The sequence below is a fragment of the Gilliamella sp. B3367 genome, assembly GCF_026536825.1.
Taxonomy (GTDB): Bacteria; Pseudomonadota; Gammaproteobacteria; order Enterobacterales; family Orbaceae; genus Gilliamella; species Gilliamella apicola_E.
Genome location: NZ_JAFNNJ010000001.1, coordinates 71,076 through 96,259, shown reverse-complemented (window position 1 = coordinate 96,259; position 25,184 = coordinate 71,076). Strand labels below are relative to the sequence as shown.

The 25,184-nt window shown below is 33.9% G+C and carries 26 protein-coding genes and 1 CRISPR repeat array; of the genes, 3 read left to right on the top strand and 23 right to left on the bottom strand.

Annotated features, from left to right (window positions below; genetic code table 11):
- Positions 1-14: 14 nt before the first annotated feature.
- The 12 genes from rseP to accD all read right to left on the bottom strand — a co-directional run bounded on the left by rseP (position 15) and on the right by accD (position 13,139).
- Positions 15-1,325: an RIP metalloprotease RseP gene (gene rseP, locus J3U23_RS00440; protein ID WP_267338179.1), complete on the bottom strand. Its 1,311-nt coding sequence runs from the start codon at positions 1,323-1,325 to the stop codon at positions 15-17.
- A 13-nt stretch (positions 1,326-1,338) separates the two neighbouring features.
- Entirely contained in the window at positions 1,339-2,175 is an 837-nt protein-coding gene (locus J3U23_RS00435; RefSeq protein WP_267338178.1) for a phosphatidate cytidylyltransferase, read from the bottom strand.
- The gene (locus J3U23_RS00430; protein ID WP_065734759.1) at positions 2,169-2,894 is read right to left on the bottom strand and encodes an isoprenyl transferase; all 726 of its coding nucleotides are present in this window, start codon (positions 2,892-2,894) and stop codon (positions 2,169-2,171) included. The genes J3U23_RS00435 and J3U23_RS00430 overlap by 7 nt, the downstream gene beginning before the upstream one ends.
- Before the next feature lie 47 nt (positions 2,895-2,941).
- Positions 2,942-3,574, bottom strand: coding sequence for a cAMP-activated global transcriptional regulator CRP (crp, locus tag J3U23_RS00425; protein ID WP_034903327.1), 633 nt, complete (start codon positions 3,572-3,574; stop codon positions 2,942-2,944).
- An 85-nt stretch (positions 3,575-3,659) separates the two neighbouring features.
- Positions 3,660-3,866, bottom strand: a complete 207-nt coding sequence (locus tag J3U23_RS00420; protein WP_065734758.1) for a YheU family protein — start codon at positions 3,864-3,866, stop codon at positions 3,660-3,662.
- 126 nt (positions 3,867-3,992) lie between these two features.
- Positions 3,993-5,072: a hypothetical protein gene (locus J3U23_RS00415; protein WP_267338177.1), complete on the bottom strand. Its 1,080-nt coding sequence runs from the start codon at positions 5,070-5,072 to the stop codon at positions 3,993-3,995.
- A 117-nt stretch (positions 5,073-5,189) separates the two neighbouring features.
- On the bottom strand, positions 5,190-7,865 hold the full coding sequence (locus J3U23_RS00410) for an inverse autotransporter beta domain-containing protein (RefSeq protein WP_267338176.1): 2,676 nt from the start codon (positions 7,863-7,865) through the stop codon (positions 5,190-5,192).
- Positions 7,866-8,322: 457 nt separating this feature from the next.
- A complete protein-coding gene (gene purF, locus J3U23_RS00405; protein ID WP_267338175.1) occupies positions 8,323-9,837 on the bottom strand; it encodes an amidophosphoribosyltransferase in 1,515 nt (504 codons plus the stop codon).
- A gap of 18 nt (positions 9,838-9,855) precedes the next feature.
- Positions 9,856-10,341, bottom strand: coding sequence for a CvpA family protein (locus J3U23_RS00400; protein ID WP_065562475.1), 486 nt, complete (start codon positions 10,339-10,341; stop codon positions 9,856-9,858).
- A gap of 70 nt (positions 10,342-10,411) precedes the next feature.
- On the bottom strand, positions 10,412-10,966 hold the full coding sequence (locus J3U23_RS00395; protein WP_267330018.1) for an SPOR domain-containing protein: 555 nt from the start codon (positions 10,964-10,966) through the stop codon (positions 10,412-10,414).
- Positions 10,956-12,245 carry a bifunctional tetrahydrofolate synthase/dihydrofolate synthase gene (gene folC, locus J3U23_RS00390; RefSeq protein ID WP_416380084.1) on the bottom strand — a complete coding sequence of 430 codons (1,290 nt, stop codon included), beginning with the start codon at positions 12,243-12,245 and terminating at the stop codon, positions 10,956-10,958. Before folC ends, J3U23_RS00395 begins: the two co-directional genes overlap by 11 nt.
- 3 nt (positions 12,246-12,248) lie before the next feature.
- Positions 12,249-13,139 carry an acetyl-CoA carboxylase, carboxyltransferase subunit beta gene (gene accD / locus J3U23_RS00385; protein WP_065562398.1) on the bottom strand — a complete coding sequence of 297 codons (891 nt, stop codon included), beginning with the start codon at positions 13,137-13,139 and terminating at the stop codon, positions 12,249-12,251.
- Between the two features lie 307 nt (positions 13,140-13,446).
- Between accD and tmaR the strand changes: the two genes are divergently transcribed.
- A complete protein-coding gene (tmaR, locus tag J3U23_RS00380) occupies positions 13,447-13,767 on the top strand; it encodes a PTS system regulator TmaR (RefSeq protein ID WP_065562399.1) in 321 nt (106 codons plus the stop codon).
- A 62-nt stretch (positions 13,768-13,829) separates the two neighbouring features.
- On the opposite strand, the gene yciH is transcribed toward tmaR, so the two are convergent.
- The 7 genes from yciH to tmk are packed head-to-tail and all read right to left on the bottom strand — an operon-like array spanning position 13,830 to position 20,450.
- The gene (gene yciH / locus J3U23_RS00375; RefSeq protein ID WP_065562400.1) at positions 13,830-14,150 is read right to left on the bottom strand and encodes a stress response translation initiation inhibitor YciH; all 321 of its coding nucleotides are present in this window, start codon (positions 14,148-14,150) and stop codon (positions 13,830-13,832) included.
- Between the two features lie 5 nt (positions 14,151-14,155).
- Positions 14,156-14,860 carry an orotidine-5'-phosphate decarboxylase gene (pyrF, locus tag J3U23_RS00370; RefSeq protein WP_065734751.1) on the bottom strand — a complete coding sequence of 235 codons (705 nt, stop codon included), beginning with the start codon at positions 14,858-14,860 and terminating at the stop codon, positions 14,156-14,158.
- A gap of 30 nt (positions 14,861-14,890) precedes the next feature.
- Positions 14,891-16,066 carry a hypothetical protein gene (locus tag J3U23_RS00365; RefSeq protein WP_267338173.1) on the bottom strand — a complete coding sequence of 392 codons (1,176 nt, stop codon included), beginning with the start codon at positions 16,064-16,066 and terminating at the stop codon, positions 14,891-14,893.
- On the bottom strand, positions 16,059-17,345 hold the full coding sequence (locus tag J3U23_RS00360; RefSeq protein WP_267338172.1) for a DUF459 domain-containing protein: 1,287 nt from the start codon (positions 17,343-17,345) through the stop codon (positions 16,059-16,061). The genes J3U23_RS00365 and J3U23_RS00360 overlap by 8 nt, the downstream gene beginning before the upstream one ends.
- An 18-nt stretch (positions 17,346-17,363) precedes the next feature.
- The gene (locus J3U23_RS00355) at positions 17,364-18,764 is read right to left on the bottom strand and encodes an MBOAT family O-acyltransferase (protein ID WP_267330014.1); all 1,401 of its coding nucleotides are present in this window, start codon (positions 18,762-18,764) and stop codon (positions 17,364-17,366) included.
- 58 nt (positions 18,765-18,822) lie between these two features.
- Positions 18,823-19,812, bottom strand: coding sequence for a DNA polymerase III subunit delta' (holB, locus tag J3U23_RS00350; RefSeq protein WP_267338171.1), 990 nt, complete (start codon positions 19,810-19,812; stop codon positions 18,823-18,825).
- 11 nt (positions 19,813-19,823) lie between these two features.
- Positions 19,824-20,450 (bottom strand): dTMP kinase, encoded by a 627-nt coding sequence (gene tmk, locus J3U23_RS00345; protein WP_065562405.1) that lies wholly within the window; start codon positions 20,448-20,450, stop codon positions 19,824-19,826.
- Between the two features lie 462 nt (positions 20,451-20,912).
- Between tmk and J3U23_RS00340 the strand changes: the two genes are divergently transcribed.
- A complete protein-coding gene (locus tag J3U23_RS00340; RefSeq protein WP_267338170.1) occupies positions 20,913-21,416 on the top strand; it encodes a hypothetical protein in 504 nt (167 codons plus the stop codon).
- Between the two features lie 99 nt (positions 21,417-21,515).
- Complete coding sequence (locus tag J3U23_RS00335; RefSeq protein WP_267338169.1) at positions 21,516-22,040, top strand: hypothetical protein; 525 nt, start codon at positions 21,516-21,518, stop codon at positions 22,038-22,040.
- An 83-nt stretch (positions 22,041-22,123) separates the two neighbouring features.
- A CRISPR array of direct repeats spans positions 22,124-22,457; the repeat unit is 29 nt; unit sequence CGGTTTATCCCTGTGTATACAGGGAACTC.
- Between the two features lie 84 nt (positions 22,458-22,541).
- On the opposite strand, the gene cas2e is transcribed toward J3U23_RS00335, so the two are convergent.
- Genes cas2e through cas5e form a run of 4 tightly spaced genes read right to left on the bottom strand, consistent with a single transcriptional unit; the run spans position 22,542 to position 25,181 of the window.
- Positions 22,542-22,835, bottom strand: coding sequence for a type I-E CRISPR-associated endoribonuclease Cas2e (gene cas2e, locus J3U23_RS00330; protein WP_267338168.1), 294 nt, complete (start codon positions 22,833-22,835; stop codon positions 22,542-22,544).
- A gap of 2 nt (positions 22,836-22,837) precedes the next feature.
- On the bottom strand, positions 22,838-23,755 hold the full coding sequence (cas1e, locus tag J3U23_RS00325; RefSeq protein ID WP_267338167.1) for a type I-E CRISPR-associated endonuclease Cas1e: 918 nt from the start codon (positions 23,753-23,755) through the stop codon (positions 22,838-22,840).
- Between the two features lie 10 nt (positions 23,756-23,765).
- Positions 23,766-24,437, bottom strand: a complete 672-nt coding sequence (gene cas6e, locus J3U23_RS00320; protein ID WP_267338166.1) for a type I-E CRISPR-associated protein Cas6/Cse3/CasE — start codon at positions 24,435-24,437, stop codon at positions 23,766-23,768.
- Positions 24,438-25,181 (bottom strand): type I-E CRISPR-associated protein Cas5/CasD, encoded by a 744-nt coding sequence (gene cas5e / locus J3U23_RS00315; protein ID WP_267338165.1) that lies wholly within the window; start codon positions 25,179-25,181, stop codon positions 24,438-24,440.
- Positions 25,182-25,184: the final 3 nt, after the last annotated feature.

The window sequence follows — 25,184 nt, the reverse complement described above, 5'->3', positions numbered from 1 at the left end:
ATAACCTCATCCCATTACAATCGTAAAATATCATTAAATAGTGCAATTCCCATTATTACCATTAATAAAACAAATCCGATACGAAAAAAACGCTCTTGTGCTTTATTTGATAAGGCATTTCCTTTTATTTTCTCAAAAAATAAAAAAAGCAACTGCCCGCCATCTAACATAGGTAATGGAACAAGATTGATAACTCCTAAACTTATACTAATAAAGGCTAGAAAATATAAGTAAGGGGTAAATCCATAACTTGCTGTTTGCCCTGCGCTTTTTGCTATTGTAATTGGTCCTGATAAATGTTTTAGACCAATCACTCCTGTTACTAATTGATAAAGAGAACGAACCGTTAACTTAGTCGTTAACATTGTTTGTTTCATCGCTTTATCGAATCCATTAAAAAAATCATATTTTTTAATTACTGCATCAGATGTCGGATAGAAACCAGCAACACCTTCCCCATTTCTATTTCTTTTTGGCTCAAGTGTAAGATCGACGTCTTTATTGTTCCTACTTACCTTCAGTTTTATAATTCCAGCTTTTTTTATAGTATCAGTAAAATCATTCCAATTTTGATAAAGGTGCTCATTATAACTGATTATTTTATCACCTACTTTTAAACCAGCTTGAGCCGCTGCTGAATCGGGTACAATTTTACTCACAATTGGATAAATTTCCAATTGTTTAGGTATAAATCCAAATGCTGCGATTGCAGATTCCTTTTCAATATCAAAAGACCAATTACTAATATTAACATCCCGACTAACTTCTTGTTGCTCAATATCAGTACGATAGGTAACATTAATATTGCTTTTACCTAAAGCAGAAATCAATGCTGCATTTACATCATTCCAAGTGTCTATTTTAGCATTATCAATCATTCTTAACTCTGCATCTGCTGGCATATTTATAGATGCAGCTGGTGTTGAAGGTATAATACTTTTTATTTTAACAGGATAATCAACCACACCCGTCAAAAAAATAACCCAATAAATAATTAATGCTAAAACAAAATTAGCAAATGGCCCTGCAAAAATAATTGCAGCCCGTTGCAAAATACTTTTTTTATCAAAAGCTAGTTTTTCTAAATTGGGGGATAATTCACTCGTTTTGCTATCGAGCATTCTAACATATCCGCCAAGTGGAATCATAGCGATAACTAATTCAGTTCCGTTTGAAAATCTATGCGACCATATTTTTTTTCCAAACCCGATTGAAAAACACTCTACATGCACTTTACATAGCCGAGCAACAAAAAAATGCCCAAACTCATGAACTGTAACTAATATACTGATAGTAATAATAAATAACAACAGTGACCAAAGCAAAATCAGTAACCCTTTAGAATAAATGCAAAGATAATACAGTAAATACAGGAACTGCCGACGTTAAACTATCAATACGATCTAAAATACCACCATGTCCTGGGATAAGATTTCCACTATCTTTAATTCCTGCTTCACGCTTAAACATGCTTTCAGTCAGGTCACCTAATACCGAAGCCAAAATAGCCAATAGGGAGCTAAATAAAAATTGAGTAAAATTAATATTAAAATAACCAGTTAAGTAAGCGATCACACAAACTAAAGTTGCTAAACTGACACCACCGATAAAACCTTCTACCGTCTTTCCTGGTGAGACTTTGACAGCTAATTTCCGTTTACCAATCGCTCTTCCAGCAAAATAAGCACCTGTATCGGTTGCCCATACTAACACAAATACATAGAGCAACCAAATAGACCCAGTATAACTATTAACACTGTAATTAATAGTTCGTAATTCAAGCATTCCTATAAAAAAAGGGACTAAGGTAAAAAAAGCAAACAACAGCTTAATTAATGATGATTTAGACCAGTATTTTGCTGAGTTAGGATAACCTACAACTAATAACAAAGCGGTTAACCACCAAATAACTGATAAGCAAATTATTAAAGCAAATAACTGACTTTTTAGTGTTGACTCAATGGGGATGAAGTAAAGCAAAACTATTGAAAAAACAATAAAAAACAAAAGAACTGTTTTCTCGGTTCTTTTTGCTAAAAAATTACGCCATTCCCATGCTGCTAATGCACAAACAGCGATGATTAAATAAGAAAATATCGATAAAGGTGCAAAAAATAGTGCAATAATAACAAGGGGAATAAGTACGATGGCAGTTAAAATACGCTGGATTAGCATGAAAGGTCCTCATTTAGAACGCCACCAAAACGCCGTTCTCTAGTGTTAAAAATATTTATCGCTTCATCAAATGATGCCTGATTGAAATCAGGCCACAATGTGTCAGTAAAATACAATTCTGCGTATGCACATTGCCATAATAAAAAATTACTAATTCGGTATTCGCCACCGGTGCGAATAACTAAATCAACTTCAGGTAAATCATTCATACAAATAATCGAGCCAAAATATTCCTCATTGATATCCTGTGGCGTTATTTTACCATCTAAAGCTTGTGAAGCTATTTTTTTAGCTGATTCAACAATATCCCAACGACCACCATAATTAGCTGCAATATTCAAGGTAAGGCCAGTATTATCTTTGGTTAAAAGCTGAGCATTAATAATAAGATTTTGAAGATTTTGATTAAATTTTGATATATCACCAATGATATTTAATCGAACATTATTTTTATTTAAATTTTTAATTTCGCGATTTAACGCATAAATAAACAGTGAAATTAAAGCAGTAACTTCATTAGCTGGACGTTTCCAATTTTCACTACTAAAAGCATATAACGTAAGCACTTTTACATCTAATTTTGCTGCATATGTGACAATTTTACGCACCGCTTTTAAACCAGCTCGATGGCCTTTAGCGCGTAATTGATTTCTTTGCTTAGCCCATCGACCATTACCATCCATAATAATCGCCACATGGTTGGGAATATATTGTGTCATGTATAATCTCGTTATATATCTATCATATTAATGATAATTTCGATAAATCAACGGGTGCCATAAACAACTATCGTCTTACCATGTGCTGAAATTAGGTGTTGATCTTCAAGCATTTTTAAAATTCTTCCAACGGTTTCACGTGAACAGCCGACAATTTGCCCAATCTCTTGGCGGGTTATTTTTATTTGCATACCATCTGGGTGAGTCATCGCATCAGGCTGTTTAGTTAAGTTTAATAGTGTTTGTGCAATTCGGCCGGCGACATCTAAGAAAGCTAGATTACTGACTTTTTCTGATGTAACTTGTAACCGGCTTGCCATTTGACTAGCTAATCGCATTAATATATCTGGGTTAACTTGCACTAGCTGTTTAAATTTTTTATAGGATATTTCGGCCACTTCACAACTTGTTTTCGCTTTAACCCAAGCACTACGTTCTGTACCTTCTTCAAAAAGACCTAATTCACCTAAGAATTGATTTTGGTTTAAATACGACAAAATCATTTCATTACCTTCATCATCTTTAATCAATACCGCTACAGATCCTTTTAAAATATAATAGAGAGTTTCGGCTTTTTCACCTTGATGAATAAGGGTACTTTTAGCTGGATATTTATGAATATGGCAATGAGATAAAAACCATTCCAATGTTGTATCTGATTGCTGTTTACCAATCATTATTCCTTCCTATCTATTCAAATTACTACAGTAACACTATAACAAAGTTACAGAATAAATCATATACTCACTAAAATGATTTTAATCATTATTTAATAAATTTAATATCTACTGTTTCATGTAATTCAGACCAAAAAATTGCAGCTGAACCATTAATTAAATGAAGTTTTACATCATTCACTTTATCTTCAAGTGATTTTTCTTGCTCACCATAATCAGTCCCTTCACGTAAAACAAAGTATTCTATTAGATTGTTTAGAGTAGTTGAATCAAGAGATTGCCAAGGAATTATCATAATTATATTTGCTGAGTTAACTTACATTAATTTATTTTAACAAGTTAATTATAAGAAGTGCATATGGAATATTAAATAAAAAAACCACTCAGTTGAGTGGTTTTAATTAGTTACATTAAATAATGATTAGTTTGCAGTAACTTTAAGTTTGAAGCCTTGAATACCTGCATTATAGCCAGAGCCACCATTTAAGCCACTGTACACTGCATTATGTTTTCCACCAGCAGAGTCACCTAACACAATCACGCCATAACCATCTGCATCGCTAGCGGCTGCAGCTAGAGTCTCACCTGCTACAGCAGTTTGAGATCCCATTGCAGCACTATTAGTACCATCTAGACTCCATGTAAATGTGTAAGATGCTGATTGGTTTATATCTCCTCCAGTAGCGAAGTTAGGCGTTGTGCTAGTACTCGTTGGACTTGCTTTCAACCATACAACAGCCGCTAGTTTATCACCATATTTTGGTATTTCAGTAGAAGAACTATCAGCAAGGTTATTCGCGAACTCTACACTACCTGAACTATTATATTTAAATATACCTAACACTGTAGCACCAGGATATTCAATAGGACCCTCAGGGATATCTGGATCTTTATCACCAGGACCGTGTTGATCTGTACCTGGATCTGGAGGATTAGAACCAGTACCTGGAGTAGTAGTACCATCCCAAATATCACTTACCCATAACCATTGATTTTCTCTTGGAGCACCATAAGGAGTAATTTCTTCAAGTTTGAAACCGACTTTTGTAGCACCGGCCATAGAAGGAGTAATTTTGAAATAAACATGACCAGCTTCACCAGAGTTATCAGCTATTGCATCAATATCTGAAATTAGAGTCCAAGCAGCAGTACTGCTAGTTTTAATCCAAACTTTAAGTGTATCTGCTACTGCATGTTTATCAGATGGATCTTCATCTCCATCTAGATCTTTTAAGTCATAAAAGATATGAATGTAATTACCAACTTTAGCTTTTTCATTATTACCAAGAGATGTTGCACCTGTTGTATCATTTGAAATACGAAGAGTCAAAGATCTTTGAGCTCCGACACCACCATTAGTTATACCTTTTGACCAAATTACTGGTGCATTACCTTCTATCGAATTTTGAGTCATTACTGGATCTAATGCATAAGCACTGCTAGCAGCATAACCTGCTAAAAACAAACTTAATGCAACTTTTTTTATTGCTAATTTTTTCATGTTTAACTTCCTATTTTCTCTAATAAATTAACATGTTATATTTATATAAATACACCGTTTTTATTGGTGTTGCCTTTTAAATCACCTTCGATAATTCGAAGATGATTAAAAACTTTTTTAATTAACTGAAACTTGTAATTTAAATCCTTGATCTCCAGCACATGCTACTGGTGATGCTGTTACCTGATTTAGATCTAAATATGTAGGAGCTCCAGCCACAGCAGGAATACTTGTACCTGTTGTTGCATAACTAGTCATATTAGTTCTAATAGTGTAAGGTGCATTTGGTCCCATACTTACATTAAACCAAGGGCCATTAGGACTATCAACATAACTTGGTAATGTTGTCATTGCACTTCCAGGACACGCCGGGCTATTTGAACCAACAAGTGACCAGATAACAAATGGGTTGGTAATTTCTACAGCTTCAGTATCATCGACATAAGCTTTTACGGTATATTCAGTACCTACATACCATCCAGTAATACCTGGTTCAAAATCAAGTACGTTTCCATTTTGTCTAGCAACTAAAGTGCCATCACTACGATATACTTTAATGTAGCCCGCTCTACCACCACCAAAATTAACCGTAGCTTTGTTGAAAGACTGACCATAACCATCTAATTTGATAGAAAAATCAACTGCTCCATCAAAGTTTGACGCAACGTCGATGGTATAAGTATCACCAATAGCTGTTGTGCCTGCTGCGGTAGAAGCATTTGCTGAAATGCTGTCACCCATTTTGACTTTTTCAAAAGATTTAACAATGACACAACGTTCTGAGGTAGGGCAACTTCTTACCGTACCAGAAGTACCATCAATCAAAGTGACTTTTGTACCATTACTGGTTGCTGTCCATAAATCAATTACTGAGGATTTGAATGTATTGTCTACTTTAGACATCAATGATTGGTCACTAAAACCATTATAACCATCCCCAAAGCTTCCACTTCCAGTAGGTGTTCCAGGGGTAACCAAACTAGCTAATAGCGTTACTGAAGTTGTACCATCAGCTGTATTTTGCACAGAAGTTGCTGGATCTCCTGAGCTATCAACCGCCCAAACACCTATTTTACGAATACTTAAATTAGGCAGAACTTCAAACGAAACTGAATTAGATGTTGCTGATTTTCCTTTGCTATCAGTAACCGTTACTGCTAGGCTATAAACGCCATTTGTACTAATTGGCAATCTGTTCCCATTTCGATCTACATAACTAGGTGCAACAATCTTCCAATTCTTAACATCAGCAGGAGGTGTTAACCATGAAGAGCTAGTACATACTCCCGCAGCAGAACACAAGAAACCACCACCATTATCAATATCTTGCATATTGCCTGACCAAGCTAAGCTTGATATACCTTTGGCGTTATGAACACCTATAACTAGATCATGAGTAGTACCTTCGAGTAATTGAAGAGAATCTAACCCTAAATCAACAGTCATTTTCTTTTCTTTATATTCAAGAACGATATAGTTATTACGATCAACTAAATCATATCGACTGCCTTTTAAAGAACGAGCCGCTTGAACCATATCCGGATCTAGCTGATCTTTTAACGGTGTACCAATACGATAATTCATGGTTAATTCAGCAGATGTGACTTTTTTACTATCCTGTCCGCGCTTATGTTGAGCTTTAACGGTAAATAAAGGAACCGGGGTATAATCCAATCCGACTGTGATCGCTCTTGGATCTTTTTGTAAATTATCCTTACCAAATAAAGCAACCTTATCACCATAGTATTGTTCATACATAAGTGATCCGCCTAAATGAGGATATTGAGGTAAATAGCCCTGAAAGCGAATATCAAAACCTCTAGCAGCTCGTTCTAAATAGTCATCAAAGTCTCTTGAATCTTTCCAATCAGATAATGGATGATAATAGTTAGCTGCGAACTTCATATAATCAGTCCAAGCTTCAGCACCTAGGCCTAAACGATTGTGTGAACGTTGGAAATCATGATCAAGAAAGGCGTTATATCCTAATAACCATGTATTATCAGCAACATCCCAACGTTGACCAATACCAAAGTTACCAATATGACGATTATGTTCATATTCTTGGAATGATAACTGACTAAAAATCAATGTGCTGTCAGTATCAATCAATGGGCTAAATAATTTAACATTGATATTATTGAATTCACCCTTATCGCCTAAATCGAACTGTAATTGAGCAGTACCAAAACGCCCTAAAAAATTTTGAGCAGCGCTACGAAGAGGATCGACTACTTGTGAATGAATACCATTGCGAACATAGTTTTCAGCATAATCTTTACCTTTGTTTTTCAAATGGCCAGAGATACCGCCATTATCTGCTGAAGTAATATTTTTCCAATCTTGAGTTGCAAGAGTTTGCAAGGTGGTAGCTACTTGGCTTGATAGTGCATCTTTGTCTTTTTTTACATCGTAACTATCATCAGAGCCTAGCGAAGGTAAATTTGAGTATTTATCTTTTTTATTATTATTATTTATTGCAGGTAATAAAGGAGAATTTTCAGGTAAAACTAGTCGTTCATCGACTTCAACCATATCTTTTTTATCGAAACGACCTGCATTCATAGCTCGTAATTCAGAAATTGAAATATTGCTTAATAATGCAATTTGGTACAAACTGCGTTTTTGATTATTAATCATTTCTCGAGCTTTAGTACCATTTTTTAATTCAATGATTTTATTGCTATCAACCTCATTCGACGATAGCTGAGTATCAATAGCATAAGCATAATTCCAACTTAACGTAGCTATTACAAATGCTGAGATAACTCTTAATCTAAGATTCTTTCTCACCGTAGTCATTCCTTATATCTCACTAACTTTACAAATGCATCGTATTTATTTACGTTGTAAGTAAAGTTTTTATTATTTAATGTGTTGTTTTTAATATGCGATTTTAAAACTAAATAATATTCGCCTAAAAACTAAAACTTCTTTACAAAACAGCTAAGTTTAGGAGGATTTTATTACATAAATGTAATTTATAAAACTATTTTGTAACTTTTTTTGACATCTTTTTGTAAAGACGGTTTTTTGATATATTAATCAACAAGTTAATTAATTATATTTTTGTTTAAAACTTACTATTTTTATTAATTAATCAATTTTATATTACTTTTTAGTAATAGAAATCAAACAACAATATGTCAATTGTAAAGAAGAAAGGCTAATTTTGGGGATGAAAATAAGCTTGAACTGTTCACTTCAAGCTTATTTATGACTTTAGGTTATATTTTAGAAAATTAAATGACTAGTATTGACCTTCATTATAAATTTCAAGATTTTCAGATTCTGGCGTGATTGATTTGTTTTCAGCTCTGTGATGCTCTAGCGTATCAAAATAATTATCATCAATTCCTTCAGTAACATATTTTCCATCAAAAACAGAACATTCTAGATGATGAATATTAGGATTTTGCTCTTTAATACAATCAATTAAATCCGAAAGATCTTGAAATATTAATTTATCTGCTCCAATTTCTTTGGCAATTTGACCAACAGAGCGGTTATAAGCTATAAGTTCACTAGCAACTGGCATATCAATACCATAAACATTAGGATGTCTAATTTCAGGCGCTGCCGAAGCGAGATAAACTTTTTTAGCACCAACTGAACGCACCATCTCAAGTATTTTTTCCGATGTCGTTCCTCGAACAATAGAATCATCAACTAGAAGAACATTCTTACCTTCAAATTCAATACGATTAGCATTTAGCTTTCTTCTTACTGAAAGTTTTCGTTCCGCTTGACCTGGCATGATAAAAGTACGTCCAACATAGCGGTTTTTAACAAATCCTTGTCGATAGGGTTTATTCAGAATTCTGGCAATTTCAAGCGCGGCATCACATGATGTTTCAGGAATAGGAATTACTACATCAATATCAATGTCTTTCCATTCTCTAGCAATTTTTTGACCTAGTTTCTGTCCCATTAATATACGGGATTGATATACTGAAACACCATTCATCAATGAGTCTGGGCGGGCAAAATAAACATATTCAAAAATACATGGATAATATTGAGGATTATTTGCACATTGTTTTGAATGAAGTTGTCCATCTTGAGTAATATAGATAGCTTCACCTGGTTCAACATCACGCATAAATTCAAAATCGAGAATATCTAAAGCAACACTTTCCGATGCAACCATATATTCTGTCTTTTGATTATCAAGCACTTTTTTACCTATCACCAAAGGACGAATACCATATGGGTCACGAAATGCGACTAATCCATGTCCAATAATCATTGCAACACAAGCATAAGCACCTTTAATGATTTGATGTACCCGATTGATAGCGGTGAAAATATTTTCTGCAGTTAATGGATAGGTAGGGAATTTATCAAGTTCGCTAGCAAAAATATTAAGTAATACTTCTGAATCAGAACTTGTATTAATGTGGCGTCTTGCTAATTCAAATACTTTATTTCTTAATTGGTCAGTATTAGTTAAATTACCATTGTGTGCAAGTGCAATACCATAAGGTGAATTGACATAAAATGGTTGCGCTTCTGAAGGACTTGAGCTGCCCGCAGTGGGATAGCGAATATGCCCTATTCCTAAATTACCTTGTAAACGCAACATATGATGTTCTTGAAATACATCTTTAACTAAACCATTTGCTTTACGTAAGCGAAAACGATTTTGCTCGTCGATAGTTACAATCCCCGCAGCATCTTGTCCTCGATGCTGCAAAACAGTTAAAGCGTCATAAATAGATTGATTAACTGTACTGCATCCTACAATACCAACAACACCACACATACAATGATTACCTCAAAGTTATTGAACTAAAAATGAAGACGACTGCTGTATAAAATCAAAAAACCAACGAATAATAAAATGAAAATGCGGAATTAGCTGCGATTGCTCCCATTCAGGAGATTGGGATAACGGTGTGAAAGTATCGACAAAAAAGAGCACTGCCGCCACAACTAAAATACCCCTTAATACACCAAAACAAATACCTAATACGCGATCTGTACCTGATAGTCCTGTTTTTTGAACCAATTGCCCAATAATATAAGAAACAATGGCACACACAATTAGTGTAGCAATAAATAAAATAGCGATAGCTACAGCAATACGAATTACATCACTATCAAAATAAGTTAAGTAACTAGTGATATGCATGTAAAAACGACTTGCTATAAAAAAAGCCAGAACCCAACTTATTAGGGATAACGCTTCTTTAACAAAACCTCTAATAATACTAATTAGTGCAGATAAAATAATCACACCAATAATCGTATAATCAACCCAATTCATCATAATAACTCACAATTTTATATTAATATTTTTATTTAATGTTTGTACTCATTAAAGAGTAAAATAATTTTTAATTTGTAACAATGACACCTTTTAATTTTGTTAAATTGTTTAGGTTACTAAGCAACTGCTCTGCTTGCTCTTTTTTTGCATAAGGACCGACCTGTAATTTTATTAATTGATTAGGTCCTGGATTACTTGGAATGATTCTAACGTCATAATTGTTAAGCCTTAATAATGCCACTAATTCCTCAATTTTTTTCTTATTTTTCAATGCGCCAAGTTGAATCATGTAGGGCTTATCTGTTTGTTCAGAAATAGATGAAGCATCGCTATTATCATTATCAGGTGATGCTAAAGGGCTAGTATATTGATCAGAATCAGGTGTATAAGATTGTTCAAATCCTGGACCACCATTAATAGTTGACTCATTTTGTGATGTAATCACTTGATTTTGTTCATTTACTACTTCTGGTTGTAAAATAGGAATTGTAGGCGTATGTAAATTAGATTTATCTGTTATGATATTAGGTGCAATTATAGCAATAGTTAGCAATAATGTAGCAAAACCAACTAGTTGATTCCTAATTTTATTTGAAGTAGTTTTCTCTTGATTAGTATCCATGATTACATTTGCCTAATTTATCTAAAACGGCAGATACAGTATAAAATGAACCACAGACGACAATAATATCATCTTCTTTTGAATCTTGCATGGCCTTTTGATATGCATTATCAACTGATTCAAACGTAGTTATATTTTCTACTTTATTATCTTGCAAATACTGCTTTAATACCTCAGCATTACATCCACGCTCACCGTAAAGTGAAGCACAATACCATTGATCAGCATTTAATAAAGATAGAGTGCTTTTAATATCTTTATCTTTCAACATACCAATGACAAACCTAATCTTACCAATAGTAGGTTGTTTCTTTACCAATAACTTAATTTGGTTAGCTAAATAGTTAGCAGCATGAGGATTATGTGCAACATCAACAATTACAATTGGTGATGTCTGTATTATTTGAAATCTTCCAACTAAATTTGTTTTTTCAAGACCCTCGATTATTTGATTCTGGTCAATTGAAAGCGAAGAATAAGTTAGTGCTGCTATTGCAGTAGCAGCATTAGCTAAAGGCACATTGGGAATAGGCAATTGATCATACTGTTTTAACGGTGAAATGAATTGCCATAATGAATCATCAATTTGTTGATATGACCAATCTTTATTAACTACATAAATAGGACAATTCACCGTTTTAGAAACATCTATAATAGATGATGGTATCTCTGGCTCACCAACAATAGCAATACTATTGGGTTTAAAAATACCTGCTTTTTCTCGACCAATACTTTCTCGAGTATTGCCTAAATATTCTACATGGTCGATACCGATTGTAGTAATAATTGCTATATCAGCATCGATAATATTGGTGGCATCAAGTCTTCCACCTAAGCCTACTTCTAGAATAACTACATCCAATTGAGCCTGTTTAAATTGATATAATGCAGCTAACGTTGCATATTCGAAATAAGTTAAGGAAATATTTCCTCTCGCTTTTTCAATTTCAACAAATGCATCAACTGTGTCTTGCTCTTTTGACTCTTGATTATCTATTCTAACCCTTTCAGTAAAACGCACTAAATGGGGAGAGCTGTAAACTCCAACACGCTTATTTGCAGCAAGTAATATCATCTCAAGCGTGCGGCAAGTCGTTCCTTTGCCATTAGTCCCTGCCACCGTAAAAACATAAGGGGCTGGCTGCAAAAGATCTAGACGCTCTGCAACTGTTCTAACACGCTCAAGTCCTAAATCAATGGTCGTTGGATGTAATTGTTCCAAATAAGAAAGCCATGTTTCAAGATTAGACATGGCATCAGGAATTTCAGGTCGCATGATTAATTAAATAGTCTCATCATTAACGATAGAATCAAAAGGAACTGGGAGTTTCATTAATTTAGCTAACAGACCTGCAATTTTAGGGCGCATATCACGACGATCAATAATCATATCAATTGCACCTTTTTCTAATAAGAACTCGCTACGTTGGAATCCTTCTGGCAGTGTTTCACGCACTGTTTGTTGAATTACTCGAGGCCCCGCAAAACCAATTAACGCTTTAGGTTCAGCAATATTAATATCACCTAGCATCGCTAGACTAGCAGATACACCACCCATTGTTGGATCGGTCATCACAGAAATATAGGGTAAACCTTCATCTTGCATTTTTGCTAAGATAGCACTCGTTTTTGCCATTTGCATTAATGAAAATAATGCTTCTTGCATTCGAGCGCCACCACTGGTAGAAAAACAGATTAATGGGCACTTATCTTCAATTGCCTGTTCTGCGGCTCGAGTAAATAAAGCACCAACCACAGACGACATCGAACCACCAATGAAAGCAAATTCAAAGCAGGCAACAACGACTGGAATGCCCAGTAATGTGCCTTTCATTACTACCATCGCTTCTTTTTCATGTGTTTCTTTTTGAGCGGCAGTTAAACGATCTTTATATTTTTTGGTATCTTTAAACCTCAAAATATCTTTAGGAGCAAGTTCTGAACCAATCTCTACATCAGAACCTTCATCTAAAAAACGATATAAGCGAACTCGGGCAGGAATATGCATGTGATGATCGCATTTTGGGCAAACTTCTAAATTACGATCAAGTTCAGCTTGATAGATAACCTGCTCACAATTACTACATTTGGTCCAAACACCACCTGGAATATTTGCCTTTTTATGATCTGACGATATATTATTTTTACTCAGAATTTTTTCAATCCAGCTCATTATGATTCTCTCATTTGGTACTCTTTTCAATTAACGACACATTGTATAATACTTTGCAATAATTCTTAATAGTTGTTTTTATTTTTATCGCAATTAGAAGGAAAATCGATAAATTTATCGACAATTTTATAAAAATATTATTATTTCATACTTCAAAAAATTTGATTTAAAACAAAACTCAGCAAGCTTGATTGATATTTAAATTTAACATTTTTCAATAAAAGTATATTTAGTATGACCTTAAAAAATTATTGGTATATAATTAACTCAGAATCGTTTTCCATTTTTTAGAAATAAGGGGTTATAGATGGACAAGGAAAAATCAGCCGCACCATCATTTCAAGATGTACTTGAATATATTCGTTTATCACGTCGTTTAAATAAATTAAAACGTGAAATTTCAGATAACGAGAAAAAAATTCGTGATAACCAAAAACGTGTGCTATTACTTGAAAATTTAAGTGATTACATTAAACCTGATATGACTTACGAAGAACTTCAAGCTATTATTGCTAATATGAAGAGTGATTATGATGATCGTGTTGATGATTATATAATCAAGAATGCTGAAATTTCTAAAGAAAGACGTGAAATCAGCAAAAAAATGCGTAGTTACCGTTCTAATTAATGTTTTTATGAATAACAACGCCCTTTTTCTCAATAGGGCGTTATTACTTTATTTTTAATCAATTAACCGCCAGCAAATTTGACTTTAAAACCTTTATCTTCTAATAATGATTTTAATAGTTCACGTTTGTCGCCTTGAATTTCAATTTTCCCGTCTTTAACTGAACCACCGCAACCACAACGCTTTTTCAGCTCAGCTGCTAATTGCATCAACTGAGAATCCTCTAAATCGAATCCCTCAATAACACAAACTCCTTTACCTTTACGCCCTGATGTCTGGCGTGAAATACGGATAAAACCATCGCCTTTAATACGAGGTTTAGCAGCCTGCTTTGGCGTAATTCGACCATGTTCAGTTGAATAAACAATAGCGTTATCAGACATAATTATTAACTCTTTGATAAATCTAGTGTTGTTAAAATAGCATGTAATGCTTTGGTTGGGTCTTCCGCTTGAGTAATAGGACGCCCAATAACTAAATAATCTGAACCAGCAGCTTGTGCGCGTTGAGGTGTCATAATACGGCGTTGATCATCAGGTGTTGATCCTGCTGGACGAATTCCTGGAGTAACTAATTTAAAATCACTTCCTAGTCTAGTTCTAAAACTTTGTACTTCTTTAGCAGAACATACAACTCCATCGAGTCCGCAATTCTTTGCCAGTAATGCCAGCTTTGTTGCTTGCTCTAATGGTGAAACGTTAATACCTATTTCTTTAAGATCAGAAGACTCCATACTCGTTAATACAGTCACTGCAATTAACATTGGTGCATCCTTACCGTATGAATAAAGCGCATCTTTTGCAGCTTCCATCATACGAGCGCCACCACTAGCGTGAACATTTGTCATCCAAACACCTAAATCGGCAGCTGCAGCTACTGCTTTAGCAACAGTGTTAGGAATATCATGGAATTTAAGATCCAAAAAGATATCAAATCCTTTTTGTTTTATTTGCCTAATAAAGTCAGGACCTGCATGAGTAAATAATTCTTTGCCTATTTTAAGACGACAATCTTTTGGATCAACTTGGTCTATAAAGTTCCATGCTGACTTAGTATCTGAAAAATCAACAGCAACAATGATTGGAGATGACATAACTTATTTGTTCCTTTTTAATTATATATTCTATCTTTTCTTCTTAATAAACTCATTAAAACCAGTATAGAAAATTTTAGCACTTTCTTTGTAGCCTTGTAAGGTTTGATGTACTAAATCTGGTCGAGTCAGTCCACGTTTTTGCCAAACTTTAACTGAACCAGCTCCCCCCATAGCTGCTTGCCAATTCCAATATAGTGTCCTTTCAGATTTAGCTACTTGCTTTTGAATACTCATAATTGCTAAAAATGATTTAGGGATACTATTTTCATTTACCATTGTATCTGGAGGTGTCATCAATAAAATGGCTGCATTAGGTAATGCTCTACGAATTTGGCGAATATTATTCACTAAGTTTTTGCGGTAATCATTAACATCTAAAGTTTCATCAAAACTTTCATTTGTTCCGTATTCAAGAATAACTAAATCACTTTTTGAAGCAGATAATTCTTTCAACCAACTTGAACCCCATTTTTGCCATATGCTCTGTTTAGCGCCATTAGTTGCAATTGAAGATACAATAACCCCTGATTTTTTTGAGCGATTTAACCAAATTCCTCCAATTTCAACATCACGGTTTCCTTTAATCGTAAAAGGGTTTTTAGTCACAAATGACACCGTTTGCCAAACACTACTTTTGGGTAAATAACTTATATTTATTTTTTTACCGTCAGCATCATAAATACTCAATAAATTAGGGGTATTCTTCAATGCTTTGAAGGTTAATTTTACTTGCCAATTTTTGTTATCTAAACTTTTTGGTATTATTTGTATAGTGGCTGAATCGTTAGTCGCTTTTGCAATAAATCCACCCATTGGAAAATCTACGTCACTTACTGTACGGCTACTTATTACACGCCAATCTTTTACTTTCCAACCAACTGCTGTATGATTTTGACCTTTAATGGCAACAGGTGTAACCCAACCAATTCCGGCATCACCATATTTTTGTTGCATTAATGTTCGAAATTCACCAGTAAAAAAATCTGCTGCTGAATGCGAATCTCCAAATTGTGTAATATTAACGACTTGATTGCCATTTTTATTTCTAGCTAATGAATTTAACCGTTGAGCTAATTGTTTTGCATTTGGGTCACCAAAGTTAACAACAGTCGATTGTGCATCAGTTTTACTTTCTGCTACACTGCATCCTACTGAAACAGTGATAGTCACTATAGTAATAATATACTTTAAAAGTTTAATCACTATCGTCATCCTCAAATTGTTTAAAAATGATTTTATCCATAATTGCTTTAGCTAAAATTTTTTGGCCTATAGGTGTAAAATGGATTCCATCATCAACTCTAACTTTTATTTTATCTTTATTCGATTCAATAAAACTATTAAATGTTTCATAAGTACAACCTAATAATTGATTGGTTGTTAAAAAGTGTTGTTGTCTCTTTTCTACTTCAGACTGATACAGCGTATTTAAATAAACCATCCCTAAATTTAGTCGCTGTTTGCGCATACAAGGAGCAGCCAGCCAAAGCACTTGAACATTATGTTCACTAGCACTATTTAAAATTGTGGCGATACGTAAACGGTATTGTTCTTCCCACAACTCGGATTTAAATTTAACGTATTTAGCATAACCTTTTACAGGAAAGTCCCAAGGATCATTAGGTCCTAAAAAAACAACAAGTAACTTGATAGAAGGATCGGCAATTAAAATATCATTGATTGTTTTTGGCCAATTGAAAGCCTTTGGATAAGCGAGCCCAGTACTTTGTTTGCTTAGATTTACACTTTCTATTTTATATTGTTTAAATAACATTTTTTTAACATATGGTGCAACGCCTTGCATCAAAGAGTCACCAACAAACAATACTTTGTCATTTTGAGTTAATACAATCGGTATGGGCTCATGAATTAATGGAATATTTTGAATTTTAGGTGCTTCATCTTTAGCTTCGGTATCTATCTGTTCAGTTACTGGCGTTCCATCAAACCTAGTTTTGCTTAATTTAGTATTTTCTTGCTTAATTGATATTGGTTGAACATGAATTTTTTGCCTTTTTTTATCTTTTTTAATATTAACCATTTCGGATGGTGAAATAACTAACACATTTGTTACTGGTTGGTTTAAATGTGACTCATCATCAATGGAGCTAATGACATTATTTTGATCAATAACTACATCTTTCGAATATTCTTCTACTCGACCATCAGAATCGTCTAGATCCATTTTTTGGGTCATACTTCCTGAATTAAAGAGATCATGATGATACGTTTGTTGCCAATAAATTAATACCGATTTGTGATAAATTGCTATTAATGCTATTGCGGTAATCAATAGCATAATAAAAACATATTTAGGTGAAAGTGATTCTTTTTGAGTTATTGCAGCTTCTGATACTTTAGTCTTAGCATTATACTTTCTTGATTGCTCATGTAAGCCATTTTCGAACAAATCAATTTGTTGCCTATTTTTTTGAGGCCTATTTCTTCGTCTATTTTTTGATAATGTTTTTTTATATTTCATTTTTATTGTTCTTCATAATCAAAAATTAGCATAAATAAAATTTGGCACTCCAGATGGTGCAAAATAGATAGTTAGCCATAATATAAATATAAAAATGATAGGCAAATAAATCCGATTTATTTTGCTAAGTTGTAAAGCGCACCAATCAGGAATATTTTTAAATAATGGGTATAACAAAAATATTACACATATACTTAGAAATACCTCAATATAATGTGACTCAATTAAAAAGTTATGGCCTAGAGCCGTTAAATAATCTAATGCGTCAGGTAAGCTTGCACAATAAAAAAATAACCAAGTAAAACAGATATAATGCCAAGTAATTAATCTAGCAATAATTGGGGAACGTTGAGTAATCCAACCTCTTCCCATATAACAATCTAATATATTAAGAACAATAATCCCCAAACCATGACATCCCCCCCAAATAACAAAATTAATCCCAGCTCCATGCCATAAACCTGACAATAACATAGCTGACATAACATTAATTTGAGTGCGAATAAAACCACGACGATTGCCACCAAGAGGGATATAAATATAATCGCGGATCCAATGAGATAAACTAATATGCCAACGTTCCCAAAATTCGCGGACATTACAGGCTAAATAAGGAAAGTTGAAGTTGATAGGAAGTCGAAAACCTAATAATAAAGCAATACCTGTAACAAGGTCGGTATAACCAGAAAAATTCAGGTAAATTTGTATAGCATAACCGTATAAGCCTACCAATAAATCAAGAGTACTGTATTCTAATGGATTTGAAAAAATCGGAGTTATCCAGTTTTCGCTAATTAATCCACCTAAACAATAAACTTTTATCACGGCCAGAATAATTAACGTAAATGCCCGAAAGGGTTCTAAAATCTCTCTAGGTTGACTCACCACAATTTGTGGAATAAATGTTTTTGCTCGATTAATTGGACCCGCAATTATACAAGGAAAAAAGGATAAAAATAAGGCAAAATCCGAGAATTTAGCAACAGGTAATTCTTTCTTTTTTATCGAAACTAAATAGCTTACCGAGTGGAACGTATAAAAGGAGATGCCTATTGGAATAAAAATGGTTATTGCTGGCAATAAAATAGATAAATTTAGATAGTTAAGCAATGATTGTAATTCATATCGAAAAAAATCAAAATATTTGAACAATGCTAAATTGATTATTGCGGCACTTAATCCTAGAACCAGCCATCTTTTTGCGTGTTTTTTAGACGTTGCAATCATTATTGAAAAGAAATATATCACGCTAGTGTAGCTAAAAAGGATAACAGCAAATTGAACACTATAACTAGCAACAATAAGGTAACTTGAAATCAAAAGTAAATTATTTTGGAATTTTGGTAATAATCTAAAAGACCAATATAAAGCAAAGAGAACTACAAAAATTAGACCAAATTCAATTGATAAATAACTCACTGCAATCCTTTCATATGTAAATCTACTATTGACCTAAAATTTTATTATTCTATAAAGTCTATTTCTGATACCCAATTAATTGTGATTGAGCAAGAACATTATAAACAATCAACTCCCTATTTAACCCATTTATCGATAACAAGTTTTTTGCCTTTAACCACAGTTGATAAAGCGAAATAATTTCATCATTACTTTTTGTGGCAAGTAGCCTAACTAACGGAACCTGATCACGATTCACAATATATCGACCAACTTTCTGTTTAGCTTTTAACGCATCACCTAGCAATGCACAAAACCAAGTGATACGCTCAAAAAAGTCCTCATGATTAAATGTCTTTGCTAATTGCCAAAAATTGTTTTGTGGCAAGATATTTAACAAGTTTTCACAAAATAATTTTCGTTGTTGCCAATTTTCGGGTTGCAACAGAAGAGCTGCATTTAGTGGCGCATTTTCACTCAATAACAGAGCAGTGGCAAGTTCATTATCACTGTATAAATCATTATGTATCTTTTTTAACCAATTAATAGATTCTTCTATTTTTGGTATTTTTAAAAAATAACAAAAACAACGGCTATGAATTGTAGGTAAAAATTGACTATTATGGTTATCACTTAAAATAAAATAGGTATTTTCTGGAGGTTCTTCTAACGTTTTAAGCAATGCATTTGCAGCGGCTTCTGTCATAAAAGCAGCATGTCTAATCCAGATGACCTTATTACCTCCCTGTTGGGATTTTTCATAGATTTTTGTAGAAATATTCCGTATTTGATCAATACCAATCGATTGTTTTCCCTGTTCATTTGTTATTTGGTAATAATCAGGATGATGTTGAGATAAAAATAACTGACAACTATGACATTTACCGCATGGTTCCAACTGTTTTGAAGATTGACAGAGTAATCGATTAGCTATTAAGTTGATTAATTCTTCTTCACCACTACCTTGAATATAATTGATTAACAAAGCATGATGAGCACGATGATTAACAATCGTTTCTGCTAACTGTTCAAAAGGTAATTTAAGCCATGGATATTCGTTGAAAATCATAAAATCGAAACCTAATTTGTTAACCATGAATTTAATGTTGTTTCAATTTGAGCTGTCACTTCTGTAATTGATTTTGATGCATCAATAGTAATGATAGTGTTATCATTTTCAGCTAACTCTAAATAACGCTGACGAATTCGCTCAAAAAAAGGCAGTGATTGTTGTTCAATACGATCAAGTTGCCCTCGAGATCTGGCCCTCATCAATCCAAGTTCTGGTGAAATATCTAAATACAACGTTAAGTCTGGTTTAAAATTACCTAAAACCTGAGAGTGTAGTGTTTCGATAAAAACTCTGTCTAACTCTCGTCCGCCACCTTGATAAGCTTGAGTAGATAAATCATGTCGATCACCAATGACCCATTTCCCCATTTTCAGTGCAGGCTTAATCACGTTATCGACTAATTGAATACGCGCAGCATATAACATAAGTAATTCAGCTTTATCAGTTAATGGCTCATTATCTAAACCATTTTTAATAATATTACGCAATGCTTCAGCAATCGGTGTACCACCCGGTTCACGAGTAAATTGCAGATCGCAAATATGATGTTGATTCAAAACACGCGCAACAGTATTTATGGCAGTCGTTTTACCGGCGCCTTCCAAACCTTCGATGACAATAAATTTGCCTGTCATACTTATTTCCTAAACTAATTAAGCTGATGAACGAGTAAACATTGCGCTATTGTACGCTATTTTTACCAATTATTTTAGTTCGTATCGTAAATACCTTGTTAATACTTATCAAATATAAGTACTTTTTAATATACCGACATAGTAAAACTATCCTGTTTAATTATTAGCGATTCGTCTATAAGATCGAAATAAATCAAAATAAAAATAGTTTGATGTTGTTCATTAATAGGAAAATCATTGAGTATATGAACTTTGTATTTATCGCCTTCTAAGAAAGCGATATCGATTGGTATTTTTCACTCACTTATCATTTGTTTAGTAAACAATTCATAGTATTATGAATTAGTATTTAACACTGTGTTGCTAGAGAAAATAAAGTTTTTAGATTATAAAATCATTAGGCGGATTTCCAACCATACCTGAACAAGAATATAAAACAAAATTAATCCGGAATGCCAAAGAATGAAAAAAATACTCCTACTATTAGTCGCATTTATGTCAATAGTAACATTAACCAGTTGCAACAAAACACCTTTAGAAAAAGTAGCCGAATATATAGAACAAAATCACCCTAAAATTATAAAACTCTCTGATTATACTAATTTTAAATGGGATGAAGCATGGTTAATCTATGGAAATGTTGGTGTAAGTTATTTAAACTTCATGAGAGATCAAAATATTAATGTGGAAAGAATAGATGATACCATCAAAATGTGGAAGGAATTTTCAAATACTATAGTGTACATATATAATAAAAAAGTTGTTTATTACGAATTCCCTCCGGATAATAGGGATGGCGAGATTTTTGGTTTTGCCGAGCCATTTTCACTTTTAGATTTTAATTTAGAAAGAGGACAAATTATAGTTCTTTCAAGTAATAATTCTGAGTGTGAAGTAAAAGGCAAAACATTAATCCCCATTAAGCCAATTAAGATCTATGAAAATATGGATAAAAAACTGAAATAAACTGCTAACAAATTGTTTTAAACAATTTAGAGGTTAAACAAAAAGATATAGCTTGGTTTAAGACCATACCTAAAGCAAAAGAATATTAAGAAATAAAAAATGAATAAAATAATAATACTATCAGTAATAACATTCATATCAATAGTAACATTAACCAGTTGCAACAGTGAAAGACCTTTAGAAAAAGCATTAAAAGATATAGAAGAAAATCACCCTGAAACTATAAAACTCTCTAATTATACTAATTTTAAATGGGATGAAGTTTGGATAATCAGTGGCAGTATTAGTGGACGGTATAACATATTAATGCGAGAACATAATATTGATGTCAAAAAAGTAGAAAAACCTAAAAGGAAATATGGAAAATATCAAGAGCTTTCTAAGACTGTAGTGTATGTATATAATAAAAAAGTTGTCTATTACGAATTTCCTCCGGATAACAGGGACAGGGAGTTTTCTCTTTTAGGTTTTGTAGAACCATATGCACTTTTAGATTTTAACTTAGAAAGAGGACAGATAATGGTTGTTTCCAGTAATAATTCTGAGTTTGAAGTAAAAGATAAAACATTAATCCCCATTAAGCCAATTAAGATCTATGACAACATGGATAAAAAATTGAAATGATCCCTAATGCATAACGAATTCTAGATATTCTGAAAAGTTCAAATCCCACGATTTTTATATATTGAGTTTTTATGATATAGATAATGGTTATACCTGTGTATACAAGGAACTCGCCGTGCATACGACATCTACCATTTGTCATTGTGGTTTATCCCTGTGTATACAGGGAACTCGCTTCTGTAAATAACGGTTGTGGTTTAGTTTCCGGTTTATCCCTGTGTATACAGGGAACTCTGGCGCATCATGCTGAGTGGTACCAAGAAAATCGGTTTATCCCTGTGTATACAGGGAACTCGACGATGAGATCGATGACGAGACAGGACAGAACGGTTTATCCCTGTGTATACAGGGAACTCTTACAGCCCAACGCCCCGGCGATCTTTTAGAACGGTTTATCCCTGTGTATACAGGGAACTCTCTAAACATAGCTATTTGTTTTATTTAAACTTATAGCAACCATAAAATTCCACCAGATTTTTTAAATTTTTAAAGAGCGTTAACTTATTGATTTTCTACAGGTAAAAAAGAGACCAACCTGATTCCATCGAGTTCTACCGGAACTCTTCTGTTGGTACCATAAGTTTGGAAGTCAAATCCTGATTCAGTATTGGTTGCCCAAGCAAGTACAACATTACCTTCTTCAGCGAGTTCAATGATTTGTTGCCAAATCATCTCTCTTATTGGTCTGGAAATATCGCCTATGTAAACACCGGCTCTGATTTCTAATAACCATATAGCTAAGCGTCCTCTTAATCTAGGTGGTACATTTTCTGTAACGACAACACTCATACTCATGATTAATGGCTCCTAAAGCCACTATCGGCAAGTGATTGTGGTTCTGGTATCGCAGGTGGTGGTACATCATCTGGAGGTGGTGGAGGCTCAATCCCTCCAGCGGATAATACCTCTTCAATAAGTGGAATTAATGTCGCTAATGTTTTTTGACTTCTAAAAATTTCACGACAAGCAATACGCACTTCACGATCGGGATCAGCTCTATTTTGGGCAGCAATTTCAAACGCTTTCGGAACTACCGTATCAAATTTTATAATATCAGCAATATCATAAACAAAAGATAGCGGTTTTCCACTATGCACAAAACCGATAGCAGGAGCATAACCAGCTGCCAAAACTGCTGCTTCAGTAATACCATAGAGACAAGAAGTGGCAGCACTGATACATTGATTGACAGTATCTCCTTTTTGCCAATCTTTAGGATCATATTTACGTCCATGCCACTTAACACGATACTTTTTAGCTAATAATGCATAAGTTGCACGTACACGAGCACCTTCAACTCCTCGTAGTTGTTCAACAGAACGTCGACTAGGAGCCGGTTCACCAAATCGTAGTTCAAACATCTTTTTAACAACTTTTAAACGAAGTTCATCATCCAGGGCTAATTTGGCTTGATAAAGTAGTTTATCCGATCGAGCACCGCCTGGTTGACCTGACGAATACATTCTGACACCAGCCTCACCTACCCATACTAACAGAGTTCCCACGGTAGCAGCTAATCTAACCGCAGCATGCGATACTCGTGTACCAGGTTCAAGCATAATACAAGCGATAGAGCCAACTGGAATGTGAGTTCTAATGCCTGTTTTATCTATTAATACAAAAGCACCATCTAAAACATCAATTTGTCCATATTGGAGAAAGATCATTGATGTTCTATTTTTTAAAGGAATAGGATTCAGTGGAACATACACCATATCAAATATCCTATTGGCAGTGTTTAATTAAAAATAGTCCACAGCCAAATCCTTTGCTTTTACCAATACCTTGATAAAGTGTAGCTAAAAATAGTTTTGGATCAGTAACAGTCAAAACCCCCTCGAAATCAACACTACTATAACTAATCGGTTTAAGTTCTGACTTTTTATTAAGCAGATGTTGGTTGTAACTGATAACATTACAGCAAACTGCCGAATGCTCATTTTGTTGTAATGAGAATCCACGTTTTTCACTTTGCTTAATCAACCAATCTATAGCTGCTTGATATTGCTGAGCTTTGATCTCATTAGATGATAAACCCTTCTGTTTAGCCAGATATTTAGCATTCATCATCACATCACAACGTTTCCCTTGTTTCATTACAACAGGATTGGCACGTAATAAAAAACTTAACTTCATACCTGTTGTTAATTGCGGCGCATAAAGTTTTGTGTCAATTTTAAATAACTCATGATTAGCCAGTGGTGCAACTTCAGATAAAAGATAAAACTGAGTTTTTTTAGCATTAAGATCTTCATGAAATAAAAAAGAACGTTTATTTTCATCAGGAAACAGCTGCCATAACCATTGATGTATTGCATACTCACCTGCATGAAGTCTTTTTTGTTGCATCACATAAGGAAGCCGTTCAAGTTTTAGCTCCACTTTTGAAAAAAACATCTATTCGCTCCTTTTTAAATGTCCTGCATATTGATGGCGATTGATAAATTGCCAACGCTTCCTGTTAATGGGCTGATCTTGTCGAAGTTGTATTTTAATCACGTCAAAATACGCATCTTGATCAGGATGATCCCAGTAATATTCGTTAGCATCACTATCAATTAAATCTTTAAGGATAGAATCACACTGGTGATATTTACGATAATGGTCATTAGCGAAGATAAAAGCATCACTAAGTTCACCATCATAAATTACCGGCGCTAATGGCAATGACAATGGCGAGTTTTTCCTGCCCACATACAGAGGAAATACAGGCGTTAATAATGCCTGCTGTATCTGTTTTACAGAATAAGGAGCTCCATTCGTTTCTGTAATAACAATTTGATAATAAACGTCATTGTAATATTCACGCTTAGTAAGTAAAGTTTCAAGATCCTGAGGATTACGACGTATTTCATCAAAACGAGTGTAAAATACTTCTTTTTTATTCGCTTTTGGCATCTGAACGGTATGAAAATCAGAAAACCAACTACTCTTAGAAATAAAAGGGCGAACTGCAACATGATAATGTTGATTGAAAACTTCAATATGATCATCATCTCGCTGAATACCTAGTGCAGCAGCTAAAAAACCCAATAAAGCTGAACGGGAAGGAATAATATTACTATGACGAATTTCCCCAACAGCTGGTTCTCCCCACGATGTTAGCGGTGCATAGATCTGAAAAATAAGGTGTTTTTTCATCTT